The following is a 13,325-nucleotide window of genomic DNA, read 5'->3' on the forward strand; positions in this document are numbered from 1 at the left end:
TCCCCTTAAGACTGCAATACGTCTGCCAGTCGTTCGAGACGACCGCGTACGCTGCCGTCTATCACCATATCGCCCGCGCGAATAATCACGCCGGCAATGACAGACTTATCAATTTTGCAATTCAGCTTAACTTTGCGTGACAGACGTTGTTCCATCGCGGCAGTAATTTTCGCCAGTTGCTCGTCTTTTAGATGGCTTACGGAAATGACGTCCACTTCCACAGTCGATTCGTGCGCGGCGCGCATCTCCATAAACTGTTCCAGCACATCCGGCAAAACTGCTAATCGTCCGTTTTCGGCCATGACCTTGATAAGATTCTGGCCCGCCTGGTCGAGTTGATCGCCGCATACCGCGATAAACGTTTCCGACAGTGTTTCTGGTGCAACCGCACCGGATAACAGTTCAGCCATCTGATCGTTGCGGCTAACCTCGGCGGTAAACGACAGCATAGCCTGCCACTGTTCAACGCTTTGATGCTCGACGGCAAAGTCAAAAGCTGCTTTGGCGTAGGGGCGAGCTACCGTTACTAATTCAGACATCAGCCCCTCCCTCCCTACAGTTCAGCGACCAGTTTATCTACGATGTCGCTGTTGGCAGCTTCATCCACGGAACGTTCGATGATCTTCTCGGCACCCGCTAAAGCCAGCAGCGCGACCTGTTTACGCAGCTCTTCACGAGCCCGTTTGGTTTCGGCCTGAATTTCTGCCTGAGCCTGCGCTACGATTCTGTTACGTTCGTCTTCCGCTTCCGCTTTCGCTTCGTCCATAATCTGAGCTTTGCGCTTGTTGGCTTGCTCGATGATTGCCTGGGCTTCGGCTCTGGCCTTCTTCAGTTGATCGGTCGCATTGGCTTGCGCGATATCCACCTCTTTTTTCGCCAGATCCGCAGAAGCGAGGCCATCAGCAATTTCTTTCTGACGCTTCTCTATGGCTGCGATAAGCGGCGGCCATATGTATTTCATGCAGAACAGGACAAACAGGATGAACGCGATGGCCTGGCCGAGGATTGTTGCGTTAAGATTCACAGCACAATGCCTCTTATAAAGTTAACGGTTTGATGTTGTATTAATTTCACGCAATGCTACACACTACGCTACGGCAAACATCACGTACAGTCCCAGACCCACGGCAATCATCGGGATGGCGTCGACCAGACCCATAACGATAAAGAACTGAGTACGCAGCAGAGGGATCAGATCCGGCTGACGCGCTGCACCTTCCAAAAATTTACCACCCAGGATGCCGATACCGATCGCAGCACCGATTGCCGCCAGACCCATCATCACAGCGGCAGCCATGTACAGCAGATCGAGATTCAGGTTTTCCATGACAGTCTCCAGTTTGTTTCAGATTAAACGCAACAGTATTGTAAAAATATCAGTGTTCTTCGGACGCCATCGCTAGATAGACAATCGTCAGCACCATAAAGATAAAGGCTTGCAACGTAATGATCAGTATGTGGAAAATGGCCCAGGGCACATTCAGGATCCACTGCGACCACCACGGTAACAGACCGGCAATCAGAATGAAGATCAACTCACCCGCATACATATTGCCGAACAACCGAAGGCCTAAGGAAACTGGTTTGGACAGTAAGCTCACGCCTTCGAGAATCAGGTTGATGGGTATAAACGCCCAATGGTTAAACGGCTGCATGGTGAGTTCTTTGACAAAACCACCGATCCCTTTCATCCGCACGCTATAGATGAGAATGAGGATAAAGACCCCCAGCGCCATGGATATGGTGATATTCACGTCGGCGGAAGGCACCACGCGCAGCGCCGGTAGTCCCATATAACGCTCGGCGATGGTCGGCAGCAGATCGATAGGCAGCAAATCCATCAGGTTCATCAGGAAAACCCAGACGAAGATGGTCAGCGCCAGCGGCGCGATAAGTTTGCTTTTACCGTGGAACATATCCCGCACGCTGCCGTCGACAAACCCGATAATCAGTTCAACCGCCGTCTGCAGTTTACCGGGAACGCCGCTGGTAGCCCTTCTGGCGACGCGCGAGAAAATCGTAATAAAAATCACGCCGAGCAGAACGGAAAAGAACATGGAGTCAATGTTCAGCGTCCAGAATGTTGCCGGGCCGTTATGGGGATTAACCAGTTCAAAAGTACGCAGGTCCAACTGAAGGTTGTTCAGGTGGTGGCCTATGTATTCCTGTGGAGTAGAGATTTCTCCTGATGCAGACATGATGCCTCTTACCCTTTGTTGTTAATTACGGCCGGTGCCAATATCTGCACAATCAGCACCGATAAATAGGTCAGGCCCAATGGAACAAACGCGGCCCTGAACATCCCAAGCGCTACGATAAGCAAAGCTATGGTAGCGACGACCTTGAGCGCCTCTCCGATGGCAAAAGACCAGGCAACACGCCCCGCGGCCGGAACTTTCACCTGATGGCGCCAGGTAAAGAGTACAAACAACACGTTCGGCAGCCAGGCCGCCAATCCTCCGCCCATGGCGGATGCGGCCCACTGCGGGCTGCGCAAGGCGAACAACGCGCCCAGCAGGCCCAACGTCAATAACTGGATAAACAACACTTTTCCAGCAACTTTCCCACTGTAGAGGGAAAAGGACATTATTTCACTTCCCCCATACCTGTTCCGGTCAGGCTGAAGGTGTATAAAACTGCCTTTAGCGCGATGAGTCAAGTAGCGAAAAACGTGCAAATTATACGGGTAGACACTACGAATTCAATGCATAAGTAGCGAAAAGGTGAACAATAATTTAAATTCCTTCGTTTTACCCGTTTTCCCCGCTAAAGCGCGGGAATGATACCATGCATAACTTTATACTGCTTGGGCAATTATTGCTTCTGAAACTGTGCGTCTGATCACGTTATAGTTCGCTAATTTTTATGGCTCGTCGGCGGGCTTTTTTTGCCTCTGATTAAAATAACTATAAAAACACATTAATTTTCAAACAGTTATATATTAACGTGTCCTTAAAAAGCCTTATATCATCACAATCGCGCCGGAGTGTGATGAGGCGGCTTATTCTCCGCCAAAGCCGGCGGTAATATCACTGACATTTTTGGACACATATATTTTACACAGTGACTATTAGCCTTAGAACTAAATGAGCGACAATACAATATGATAAAATAATGTAAAATTTAAGTAACCGAGATTTGAAATTACACCGCCGGGAAATGCGGCCGTCCGGCAAAAACCGCGATAATTCTATTCAATCTTTTATTGATAAAAAACAAATTTAACGCACCCCGATCACCACTAAATGCCGCTCGCCCTGCAATTGCGGCACGGACAGCGTAATCACTGATTCCAGCACGTATTTTTCCGGCAACGCGGACAATTCCTCCGCCGGCACCTGCCCTTTCAGCGCATAAAAACGGCCTGCCGGCACGGCGGGCAAATGATGACACCAGGCCAGCATATCGCCCACCGAAGCAAAGGCGCGGCTGATAACGCCGTCAAAACCCGTGACCGGCGCATAGTCCTCCACCCGGCTCTGCACCGGTTCGATATTGTCCAGCCGCAGTTCGTGTTGCACCTGGCGCAGGAAGCGAATGCGCTTGCCCAGGCTATCGAGCAGGGTAAAGCGGGAATCGGGGCGGACGATGGCCAGCGGAATGCCGGGCAAGCCGGCGCCGGTGCCCACATCGATAAAATGCCGGCCGCGCAGATGCGGATCGACCACGATGCTATCCAGGATATGGCGGATCAGCATTTGCGCTGGATCGCGCACTGACGTCAGGTTATACGCCTTGTTCCATTTATCCAGCAGTTCAACGTAGCGTACCAGCTGCCGCTTTTGCCCATCGGGCAGCGCAATGCCGGCGGCGTTGAGTAAGACTTCCAGTTTGGCCAGCATGGCGGGATCCTTAAAAATAAGCGGGGTGGCGGACATGTCATCTCAGGCGCTGCGGCGCAGCATGCCCTGCTTTTTCAGCCATACCAGCAAAATGGAAATCGCCGCCGGGGTGATGCCGGAAATGCGTGAGGCCTGCCCAATGGAATTGGGTTTGTGATCGTTAAGCTTGGCGATCGCTTCATTGGACAAGCCTGATACCTGCCGGTAATCCAGCTCCGCCGGCAACAGGGTATTTTCATTACGCAGCTGGCGGTCGATCTCTTCCTGCTGACGGGTGATATAACCCGCATATTTAATCTGGATTTCCACCTGCTCCGCCGCCTGCGGATCGGTAAGCGCGGGCGAAAACATCGGTAGCCCGGTCAGGACGCCGTAAGTCATCTCCGGACGCCTGAGTAGTTCTTCGCCGCTGGCTTCGCGTGACAAAGGCGCCTTAAGCAGCAGGTTGATCTGTTCAACCTCGGCGGTGCGGGGATTAACCCAGACGTCGCGCAGGCGCTGGCGCTCCCGCTCGATACTGTCCAGTTTCTCGCTAAAGCGCGCCCAACGCTCATCGTCCACCAGCCCCAGCTGCCGGCCGGTTTCGGTCAGGCGTAAATCCGCGTTATCCTCGCGCAGCAGCAGCCGGTATTCAGCGCGCGAGGTAAACATACGATAGGGTTCCTTGGTGCCCAGGGTGCAAAGATCATCCACCAGCACGCCCAGATAGGCCTGATCGCGGCGTGGGAACCACCCTTCCTGGTCATTGGCCAGGCGGCCGGCGTTGATGCCCGCCAGCATGCCCTGGGCGGCGGCTTCTTCGTAGCCGGTGGTGCCGTTGATCTGCCCGGCGAAGAATAATCCGGCAATGTATTTGCTCTCAAGCGTCTGCTTCAAATCGCGCGGATCAAAAAAATCATACTCGATGGCATAGCCGGGCCGAACGATGGCGGCGTTTTCCAGTCCTTTCATCGAATGCACGATTTTCATCTGCACATCAAACGGCAGGCTGGTGGAAATGCCGTTGGGATAAACCTCATTGCTGGTCAGCCCTTCAGGTTCAAGGAAAATCTGATGGGAGTCGCGATCGGCAAAACGCATGACCTTGTCTTCGATGGAAGGACAATAGCGCGGTCCCACGCCTTCGATGACGCCGGCGTACATCGGGCTGCGATCCAGGTTCTGCCGGATCACCTCATGGGTGTTCTCATTGGTGTAGGTAATATAACAAGGCACCTGGCGCGGATGCTGTTCAACCGAGCCCATAAACGAGAATACCGGCAGCGGCACATCGCCCTGCTGGGTCGCCAACTGGCCGAAGTCGATGGTTCTGGCGTCCAGGCGCGGCGGGGTGCCGGTTTTCAGGCGTTTTACCCGGAACGGCAGCTCACGCAGGCGTTTGGACAATGAGATCGACGGCGGATCGCCCGCCCGGCCACCGCTGTAATGATCCATGCCGATGTGGATCTTGCCGTCCAGGAAAGTCCCGACGGTCAGTACCACCGCCCTGGCCCTGAATTTCAGGCCCATCTGGGTCACCGCCCCGACCACGCGATCGTTTTCGACGATAAGATCTTCCACCGCCTGCTGGAAGATCATCAGGTTGGGCTGGTTCTCCAATGCGGTTCGGATCGCCAGGCGATACAGCAGCCGATCCGCCTGGGCACGGGTGGCGCGCACCGCCGGCCCTTTGCTGGCGTTTAGTATCCTAAACTGTATCCCCGCCAGGTCGATCGCCTTGGCCATCAGGCCGCCCATGGCGTCGATTTCCTTGACCAAATGGCCTTTGCCTATCCCGCCGATTGCCGGATTACAGGACATTTGTCCAAGCGTATCAATATTATGCGTCAACAGCAGGGTCTTGCGGCCCATCCTGGCCGCCGCCATGGCAGCTTCGGTGCCGGCATGGCCGCCGCCGATGATGATGACGTCAAATTGATCGGGATAAAACATGATAACTCTTCCTCGCATGGGGCCATCGCCTGGGGCGAACGATCGTCAAGGGCGGTTGGGAAAGTGGATTCTACTCAACTTTGCGGGTGATACAAGCCCTGGGGATCCGCAGGTAATTAAAGAAAGATCTTTTTATTTAAAGATCTCTTTATTATGTCTACTACTATGATCGCGATCCTCTGTGGATAAGCCTTTAAACAGCCGCAATATCAGATCGTTGCTGACGATCGTTTGCTGTGAATGATCGGTGATCCCAAACGGTATAAGCTGGGATCAAGATCGGTACTTATCCACTGATTGAAAAACGAACAAGGGTTATACAGTGGATAAGTACCGGTTATAGGCGGGTTTTAAGCATACTTATACACAAAAAATCAGCGATCTTTTTTAGTTTTTATTAAGTCGATCCAGCTTTCCGCCCATTCTTCCGCCGGATCCTCGGGAATTTCATGTTGCGTGATATCGATCTTTAATATTTCGCCGATGCGCACCGCGCCGCGCGCGATCATGTGACGATCGATAGCATCGATCGCCCCGCAAAAGGTATCGTATTCACTGCTGCCGATGCCGACCGCGCCATATCTAACATTGGCCAGCGACGGCTGCTCGGTTTCCAGTTGTTCAAACAGCGGCTGCAAATTATCCGGCAGATCCCCGGCGCCGTGGGTCGAGGATACGATCAGCCACAGGCCTTCCAGAGCCATCTCTTCCAATTCGGGACCGTGCAGCACAGTGGCGGTAAACCCCTGATTTTCAAGAATACCGGCAAGGTGTTCCGCCACGTATTCGGCGCTGCCCAGGGTGCTGCCACTGACGATCGTTATATCGGCCATATTCTTTCCGTCTGATCAAAGAGCCGATATTGTACGCTGTGTATCGCCTGGGATCTACCTGTGGACAATAGGGGTATAACAATTTGCCGTCAGGGGACGATCGTACGGCTGATGGGGTTTTGCAGCGAGATCAGCGTTTCCGTGGATTGGATTTCATCAATGGTCTGGATCTTGTTGATAAGTACTTCCTGCAAGGCATCGATGGAGCGGCACATGACTTTGATAAAAATGCTGTAATGCCCCGTGGTGTAATAGGCTTCCACCACTTCCTCCAGCGCATCGAGTTTTTTCAGCGCCGACGGGTAGTCCTTGGCGCTCTTGAGAATGATGCCGATAAAGCAGCAGACGTCATAACCCAGGTGCTTGGCGCTGACGTCTACCCGGGCGCCGGTAATAATACCCGCCTGCTTCATTTTCTCCACCCGCACATGAATGGTGCCGGCGCTGACCGCTAATTGCTTGGCAAGCTCGGCATAGGCGGTACGGGCATTGGCCATCAGCGCCTGCAAAATGGCGCGATCGAGCGCATCTATCTGATAATTTTCCGGCATTATTTCCTCTTTGGTGACAACAGGCGACCCCTGCTGCCGGCGGTCAGTCCTGACGGCGCCAGCGTCGTAGCAAACGGTTTTTCAGGCCGGTATCGAAGCGCCAGATATGATCGAATATCTTCAGGATACCCGGTTTTCCCAGGGACGACAGCGCAACGGCATGAAACCGCTGAAGCTGCCGCTGCCGCTGCTGTTTTATCCTGGCGGCCAGGTTGTCCGGCAAACGCTGGGCGATAAAATCGGAGATCACTACCGCGTCCGCGTCCCGCCACTCGGGCGTATCCAGCCGATCGGCCAGGGCGGCGATGCAGGCGGTTAAGTCGGTGCCGCCGCTAAAGCGCTGGCCGAGAAAACGGATCGCCTGTTCCAGCCCGGATAGGGCGCTAAGCTCATAGCTGACCATGCCGGTGGAGAACAGCGTAATATAGCAGCGCCGGTTATCCGCCAGCGCAATACGCATCAGCGCCAGGCAGAACGCCTTTGCGCATTGCTCGTTAAATCCGCCCATCGAACCGGACGTATCGACGCAGACGATAAACGGCCCCCGCGGCTGCGGTTGCCGCTGCTCGCCCTGCGCCGACTGTTTTACCACCCGCTCCCGCCAGCCCTCGCCCTGCAGGCGATAGGTCAGCAAGCGTTTCTCCAGCAACCGCCGGTAGAATTCATACTCCAATTCATCAATACCCAGTGTTGCCAGCTCGGTGGGCAGCAACCGCAACAGATCGTCGCTTTGGTGAATACCGCCGACTTCCTCGGGTTGTACCATGGGTTCGCGCACCCGCAGCCGCATCCATTGCTGCGGCGCCTCGGGTGCGGCGGCGGCGTGGGCTTCCCGGCTGCGTCCCAAGCTTTCGGCCAGCCGGCGTAATTCCGGTTGCCGGCGTAAAAACTCGCCGTAATGGACCAACTGGCGGTAATCCTGCTGCTGCCTTTGCGCGGCGGCCATGTCCCACAAACGTCCGGCCGCGGCTTCGTTTTCCGCCATCAGGGGCGCCAGCGCGCCGCTGGTCGCCAGCTGCTGCGCGAGCTCGTCAAGCAGCAGTTCGCGTTCCGTATCCAGCAACTGATGGTGCAGGGTGACCGCCCTCAGCGTCAGGTCGATGCGCCAGCGCTGTAAAAACAGGGGATGGAAGCTTTCCTGCGGGCGCGCCCGGGCAAAGGTCGCCGCCGCGGCCAGGCTTGCGGCCTCCGGATAAAAAGGCGAGGAAAGCCGCTGCAGCAGTTCCAGGGTGGGGGCAAGCGCGTCCCTGAACTCGCCTGGCGATAGCAGTTGGCAGTGTTGGAAGTGGTAAAACTCCGTGGCCAGTTCGGATGAAACCCGGGTTTCCATCAATACCCGTGCCAAACGTTGCCGGATAACCGGCATGCGCTTGAGCAAAACGGTTTTGAACAGCGGGTATTTTTCCATGAACACGGCTAACTGCGGGCTGGCAAGCAGCGTCAGGATAAAATCGTCCAGCAGCTCGCCTTCGTTGATGGATAAAAATAAATCCAGAGTGCTCAAGGCCAGCACGATGGGTTAACCTTGTCCGGCTTGCGCGAGCTGGCGGGACACTTCCAGCAGGCTGTCTTCTATTTTAGCCACCCAATCGCGCGGGATGAACAGACAGGCTTGCTGTTCGCTGAACCGGGCGCGCTGCTGGCGATACTGCCTCTCCACCAAGGCCAACGCCTCTTGCAGCGCTTGCGGCGGTGCCGCCGGCGGGAGTTGCTCCTCCAGCGCCAATAGCGAGGCTTGCCGGCTGATATCCAATATTTCCAGCTGTCGCTCGGCGTTGATGCGTACCTCCAGGGGCTGGGCAAAGCCGATATTATTGAGCCGCCCTTTTAAAACCGTATCTTTAAGCAGCCACTGTTGCAGCGCCTCACGCTCGACGGCGATATGGGTCACGTTGACGTCATGCAATACCAGCGGTGTTTGCAATACCAGCCGCAGGGTGCCGTCGGTTATCGCTGCGGGCAGGGAATAGACCGGTTTACGATTTATCAATCCTTTGCGCGACTCGAACGCCAGGGCCTGCCGTTGGTTTTGCCGGCGACGGTGCGCCAGGCTTTCCCGCTGTATATCCTGGATTTTCAACAGCATGGTTTGCTGTTGATAGCCTTGCTCGATAAGCAACAATTCAACCTGGCGTTCCACCAGTTGCAGACTGTCCGGATCGTGCCACAGGCAATCCTTTAACAAGATGATGTCTATCGGGGCGATGGCCTGCCGGTCGCTGAAAAACGCGCTTGCCCGCAGCAGGCGCAACGCTTTTTTCCACCGCCGGTCGGAGACATAAGGCGCCTGAGTCACGGCATCCAGGCGCTGGCGCAGCAGGTAAATCAATTCAAAACATTCCGCCGGCAGGCTGATGAGATCTATTTTCGGCTGCCATGCCAGATACTCTTCATCGGTAACGCCCAGGCCGTCGGGTAAAGCCTGCTCCCCGCTATCAGCCGTGTGAATCAGCAACGCGTGGAAATTGGCTTTCTCTTTGACCTTATGCAGCCACAAACGGATCAGCATACGGTCATACAGGGCTTCCAGGCCGCTGTCATTATCCGGGAGTTCATTGGACGCGGTTATCAGCAGCCGCATCGGCAATACCTGCTCGGTATCGCCGTTGCGAAAACGCCGCTCGTTAATGGCCGTCAGCAGGGTATTCAAAATGGCCGGTCCGGCTTTCCATATTTCATCAAGAAAGACAATTTCCGCCTCCGGCAGGTAGCCTTTGGTCAGGCGATGGTAACGCCCGTCTTCTTTCAGGGCCTGGATGGACAGGGGGCCGAACACTTCTTCCGGTGTGGAAAAGCGCGTCATCAGATAATCAAAGGCCCGCGCATGGCTGAACGCCAGTTTAAGACGGCGCGCAATAAGACTTTTGGCGATGCCGGGCGGACCCAATAAAAACACGCTTTCGCCGCATAACGCCGCCAGCAGGCACAGGCGCACGGTATGCTGCCGTTCGTACAGCCCGCTTTCCAGCGCGCTGCTCAGGCGATAAATTCTCTCAACCAGCGGGGATGAATGAGCCATAATAAATGTCTGATCCCGAGTAATTATGATGACGCAACAATAAACTACCGCTTTTTATAATGATAGGACTGAAAACAGGCGGGAGGCAGGGTCATTTCTTCCCGACGGGCTGATATCGATGCGAAGAAAGATGATATTAGATTAGGTATTCTGCTAGTTTCATGCATACTGTGCGCTTTTTGATGAGCTATGGATTAAGCCCACCAAACGCTACGGATACATTACAGCGCGAAAGAGGTTATGAGTAGAGAGAATAAGCAATCCCTATCGGCGGTAACATTGGCCGCTATCGGCGTGGTTTATGGAGATATCGGCACAAGTCCTCTATATACCCTCAGAGAATGCCTAGCAGGGCACTATGGTTTCGGCGTTGAACGGGGCGCGGTGCTTGGTTTCCTGTCGCTCATCTTCTGGCTGCTGATCCTTATTGTTTCCTTCAAATACCTGTCTTTCGTCATGCGGGCGGATAACGCCGGGGAAGGCGGTATTTTAACCCTGATGTCGCTGGCCGGCAGGAATACGTCGGCGCGCATGACCTCGGTGCTGGTTATCATGGGGCTTATCGGCGGCAGTTTCTTTTACGGCGAGGTTGTGATTACGCCGGCCATCTCGGTGTTGTCGGCCATTGAAGGGCTGCAAATCGCCGCGCCGTCGCTTGATGCCTATATCGTCCCCTTATCCGTAGCTGTCCTGACGCTGCTGTTCCTTATCCAGAAAAAAGGCACCGGCGGCATAGGCAAATTGTTCGCGCCGGTCATGGTGGTGTGGTTTCTGGCCCTGGCGGTGTTGGGCGCGCGCGGCATCATGGACAATCCCGAAGTGCTGTACGCCCTCAATCCCAAATGGGCGGTAAGCTTTTTTATTCAATATAAAACCATTTCGTTTTTTGCCCTTGGCGCGGTGGTGTTGTCGATTACCGGCGTGGAAGCGCTGTATGCCGATATGGGCCATTTCGGCAAGCTGCCGATCCGTATCGCCTGGTTCAGCGCGGTTCTGCCCTCGCTGGTATTAAACTATTTCGGCCAGGGCGCGTTATTGCTGAAATACCCCGCCGCCATCAAGAACCCTTTCTTTTTGCTGGCGCCGGACTGGGCGCTGATTCCCTTATTGATATTGGCCACCCTCGCCACGGTGATTGCCTCCCAGGCGGTGATATCCGGCGTCTTTTCCCTCACCCGACAGGCGGTGCGCCTGGGTTACCTGCCGCCGATGCGCATCGTCCATACTTCCGAGATGGAATCCGGCCAGATCTATATCCCCTTTATTAACTGGCTGCTGTATGTTGCCGTGGTGCTGGTGATCATGAGCTTCGAGCATTCCAGCAATCTGGCGGCGGCGTACGGTATCGCGGTTACCGGCACCATGGTGCTGACCAGCATCCTGTCCTGCACCGTCGCCATAAAAAACTGGCATTGGAACCGTTTGCTGGTGTTGGTATTGCTGATATTGCTGCTGGGCATGGATATTCCCATGTTCGCCGCCAACGCCCTGAAGATTTTCTCCGGCGGCTGGCTGCCTCTGCTGCTGGGTTTCCTGATGTTTATCGTCATGACCACCTGGAAGAGCGAACGCTTCCGGCTGTTGCGCAGGATGCATGAGCACGGCAATTCCCTGGAGGCGCTGATCGCCTCGCTGGAAAAATCGCCGCCGGTCAGGGTAGCGGGCACGGCGGTATTTATGTCGCGGGCGATGAACGTCATTCCTTTTGCGCTACTGCACAATCTCAAGCACAACAAGGTGCTGCACGAACGCGTGGTGCTGTTGACGCTGCGCACCGAAGACGCGCCATTTGTACACAATGTGCGGCGCGTCACCATCGAGCAGCTTTCGCCGACCTTCTGGCGGGTGGTTGCGAGCTACGGCTTTAAAGAAACGCCGGATATGGAGGAAATTTTCCATCGCTGCGGCCTGGAAGGGCTGTCGTGCCGGATGATGGAGACCTCTTTCTTTATGTCCCACGAATCGCTGATCCTGGGTAAACGCCCCTGGTATCTGCTGGTGAGGGGCAAGCTGTTCATCGCCTTAAGCCGCAACGCCCTGCGTGCGCCCGATCAATACCTGATTCCACCTAACCGGGTTATCGAGCTGGGCACCCAGGTGGAAATCTAAGTCGCCGGCTGATCTGTACTCCAGGCGAGCCAGCCCGGCAGGCCGTTTGTTAACGGTGGCGCGGGGGCCGCTTGCCGTCTTGCGCCGCTGACTAATCGTTTCCTGCCAGCAGCCGCTGGCAGGCCGCCATCGCCTCCCGCGAATCGCCGGCCAGAATGGCATCCACGATAGCCTGGTGCGGGTCGGCCTTCACGTTTTCATCGCTGACGATGGCGCGAAAATAGTTCTGATAGATGGAACTGAACAGATTGGCAAAAGATGAAAGGAATGGATTGCCGCTGATTTCATAGATATGCCGGTGGAACTGGGCATCGACGTGTATCCAGCGTTCACGGTCAAAATGCGCATGCAGCAACTGCATCTCCTCCATCAGCATCACCAGCCTGTTTTTTTCCTCATCGGTGGCATTCACCGCCGCCAGCGCGCAGGCCTGCGGCTCAAGGCTGGTGCGCATGACCAGGAAGTGATCCATCACGCCGTCAAAATTCTCGCGGGTGACCCACCACCCTAGTAATTCCTGATCCAGAAAATTCCACTGGTGGCGCGGTAAGACGCGCGTGCCGATACGCGGCCGGGGCAAGAGCATGCCTTTTGCCGCCAATATTTTCACCGCCTCCCTGACCGCGGTACGGCTGACGCCAAACAGATCGCCCAGCTCAATTTCACCCGGCAAAATGTCGCCGGCGGCATATTCTCCCGCCAGGATGCGTTGTCCCAGCTTCTCGGCCAGAATATAGGAAAGGTTTCGTTGTGCGGCTTGTTGTTGCGGTGTCAAATGCATCGCGTCCCGTCCCATGTGTTTTAATTGACTCTATATTATGCCTGCGCACGGGCATATGGCGGGGTAAATGTCGTAAATGCAGTCCCGATCCCTGAATTTATCCAAGATTTGCTGAAAAATAAACCGATTGGCTTATTTTTACCAATTAACCCTTGTCAGGCTGGGGAAAGTCCCTATAATGCGCCTCCACTGACCGGGAACAAACGCTAACGCGATGCCGGGTCGGGAAGGGAAAAGCGCCCGGTACGGGCAAATAAA

13 protein-coding genes are annotated in these 13,325 nt (G+C 55.0%); 1 reads left to right on the forward strand and 12 read right to left on the reverse strand.

Translation table 11 applies throughout. From position 1 onward, the window contains the following. Positions 1–5: 5 nt before the first annotated feature. From atpH to ravA, 11 genes are all read right to left on the reverse strand, one after another. The gene (gene atpH / locus ACL2XQ_RS26275; RefSeq protein WP_410012840.1) at positions 6–539 is read right to left on the reverse strand and encodes a F0F1 ATP synthase subunit delta; all 534 of its coding nucleotides are present in this window, start codon (positions 537–539) and stop codon (positions 6–8) included. 14 nt (positions 540–553) lie between these two features. Then, positions 554–1,024 carry a F0F1 ATP synthase subunit B gene (atpF, locus tag ACL2XQ_RS26280; protein WP_410012839.1) on the reverse strand — a complete coding sequence of 157 codons (471 nt, stop codon included), beginning with the start codon at positions 1,022–1,024 and terminating at the stop codon, positions 554–556. A 63-nt stretch (positions 1,025–1,087) separates the two neighbouring features. Next, on the reverse strand, positions 1,088–1,327 hold the full coding sequence (atpE, locus tag ACL2XQ_RS26285) for a F0F1 ATP synthase subunit C (protein ID WP_132924133.1): 240 nt from the start codon (positions 1,325–1,327) through the stop codon (positions 1,088–1,090). 49 nt (positions 1,328–1,376) lie between these two features. Further along, complete coding sequence (gene atpB, locus ACL2XQ_RS26290) at positions 1,377–2,198, reverse strand: F0F1 ATP synthase subunit A (RefSeq protein WP_410012838.1); 822 nt, start codon at positions 2,196–2,198, stop codon at positions 1,377–1,379. An 8-nt stretch (positions 2,199–2,206) separates the two neighbouring features. Next, positions 2,207–2,587: a F0F1 ATP synthase subunit I gene (atpI, locus tag ACL2XQ_RS26295; protein WP_413739866.1), complete on the reverse strand. Its 381-nt coding sequence runs from the start codon at positions 2,585–2,587 to the stop codon at positions 2,207–2,209. 634 nt (positions 2,588–3,221) lie between these two features. After that, a complete protein-coding gene (rsmG, locus tag ACL2XQ_RS26300; RefSeq protein ID WP_410016672.1) occupies positions 3,222–3,842 on the reverse strand; it encodes a 16S rRNA (guanine(527)-N(7))-methyltransferase RsmG in 621 nt (206 codons plus the stop codon). 42 nt (positions 3,843–3,884) lie between these two features. Continuing rightward, entirely contained in the window at positions 3,885–5,774 is a 1,890-nt protein-coding gene (gene mnmG, locus ACL2XQ_RS26305; RefSeq protein WP_413739867.1) for a tRNA uridine-5-carboxymethylaminomethyl(34) synthesis enzyme MnmG, read from the reverse strand. Between the two features lie 374 nt (positions 5,775–6,148). Then, the gene (gene mioC / locus ACL2XQ_RS26310) at positions 6,149–6,607 is read right to left on the reverse strand and encodes an FMN-binding protein MioC (protein WP_413721764.1); all 459 of its coding nucleotides are present in this window, start codon (positions 6,605–6,607) and stop codon (positions 6,149–6,151) included. A gap of 89 nt (positions 6,608–6,696) precedes the next feature. Next, positions 6,697–7,158 (reverse strand): transcriptional regulator AsnC, encoded by a 462-nt coding sequence (asnC, locus tag ACL2XQ_RS26315; RefSeq protein WP_410012834.1) that lies wholly within the window; start codon positions 7,156–7,158, stop codon positions 6,697–6,699. 43 nt (positions 7,159–7,201) lie between these two features. After that, positions 7,202–8,671: an ATPase RavA stimulator ViaA gene (gene viaA, locus ACL2XQ_RS26320; protein ID WP_410012833.1), complete on the reverse strand. Its 1,470-nt coding sequence runs from the start codon at positions 8,669–8,671 to the stop codon at positions 7,202–7,204. Positions 8,672–8,677: 6 nt separating this feature from the next. Further along, positions 8,678–10,177 carry an ATPase RavA gene (gene ravA / locus ACL2XQ_RS26325; RefSeq protein WP_410012832.1) on the reverse strand — a complete coding sequence of 500 codons (1,500 nt, stop codon included), beginning with the start codon at positions 10,175–10,177 and terminating at the stop codon, positions 8,678–8,680. A 240-nt stretch (positions 10,178–10,417) separates the two neighbouring features. On the opposite strand from ravA, the gene kup reads away from it, so the two are divergent. Then, on the forward strand, positions 10,418–12,286 hold the full coding sequence (kup, locus tag ACL2XQ_RS26330; RefSeq protein ID WP_410012831.1) for a low affinity potassium transporter Kup: 1,869 nt from the start codon (positions 10,418–10,420) through the stop codon (positions 12,284–12,286). Positions 12,287–12,377: 91 nt separating this feature from the next. Here the strand turns inward: kup and ACL2XQ_RS26335 are convergent, their stop codons facing one another. Further along, positions 12,378–13,067, reverse strand: a complete 690-nt coding sequence (locus tag ACL2XQ_RS26335) for a FadR/GntR family transcriptional regulator (protein WP_410012830.1) — start codon at positions 13,065–13,067, stop codon at positions 12,378–12,380. Positions 13,068–13,325: the final 258 nt, after the last annotated feature.

This window comes from Sodalis sp. RH14 (genome assembly GCF_047324285.1).
Classification (GTDB): domain Bacteria; phylum Pseudomonadota; class Gammaproteobacteria; order Enterobacterales; family Enterobacteriaceae; genus Acerihabitans.

What these genes read in the sequence shown, in the direction of transcription:
- atpH (WP_410012840.1), bottom strand. Translation starts at nt 539, where the DNA reads ATGTCTGAATTAGTAACGGTAGCTCGCCCCTACGCCAAAGCAGCTTTT.
- ACL2XQ_RS26335 (WP_410012830.1), bottom strand. Translation starts at nt 13,067, where the DNA reads ATGCATTTGACACCGCAACAACAAGCCGCACAACGAAACCTTTCCTAT.
- mioC (WP_413721764.1), bottom strand. Translation starts at nt 6,607, where the DNA reads ATGGCCGATATAACGATCGTCAGTGGCAGCACCCTGGGCAGCGCCGAA.
- rsmG (WP_410016672.1), bottom strand. Translation starts at nt 3,842, where the DNA reads ATGCTGGCCAAACTGGAAGTCTTACTCAACGCCGCCGGCATTGCGCTG.
- atpI (WP_413739866.1), bottom strand. Translation starts at nt 2,587, where the DNA reads ATGTCCTTTTCCCTCTACAGTGGGAAAGTTGCTGGAAAAGTGTTGTTT.
- asnC (WP_410012834.1), bottom strand. Translation starts at nt 7,158, where the DNA reads ATGCCGGAAAATTATCAGATAGATGCGCTCGATCGCGCCATTTTGCAG.
- atpB (WP_410012838.1), bottom strand. Translation starts at nt 2,198, where the DNA reads ATGTCTGCATCAGGAGAAATCTCTACTCCACAGGAATACATAGGCCAC.
- mnmG (WP_413739867.1), bottom strand. Translation starts at nt 5,774, where the DNA reads ATGTTTTATCCCGATCAATTTGACGTCATCATCATCGGCGGCGGCCAT.
- kup (WP_410012831.1), top strand. Translation starts at nt 10,418, where the DNA reads ATGAGTAGAGAGAATAAGCAATCCCTATCGGCGGTAACATTGGCCGCT.
- ravA (WP_410012832.1), bottom strand. Translation starts at nt 10,177, where the DNA reads ATGGCTCATTCATCCCCGCTGGTTGAGAGAATTTATCGCCTGAGCAGC.
- atpE (WP_132924133.1), bottom strand. Translation starts at nt 1,327, where the DNA reads ATGGAAAACCTGAATCTCGATCTGCTGTACATGGCTGCCGCTGTGATG.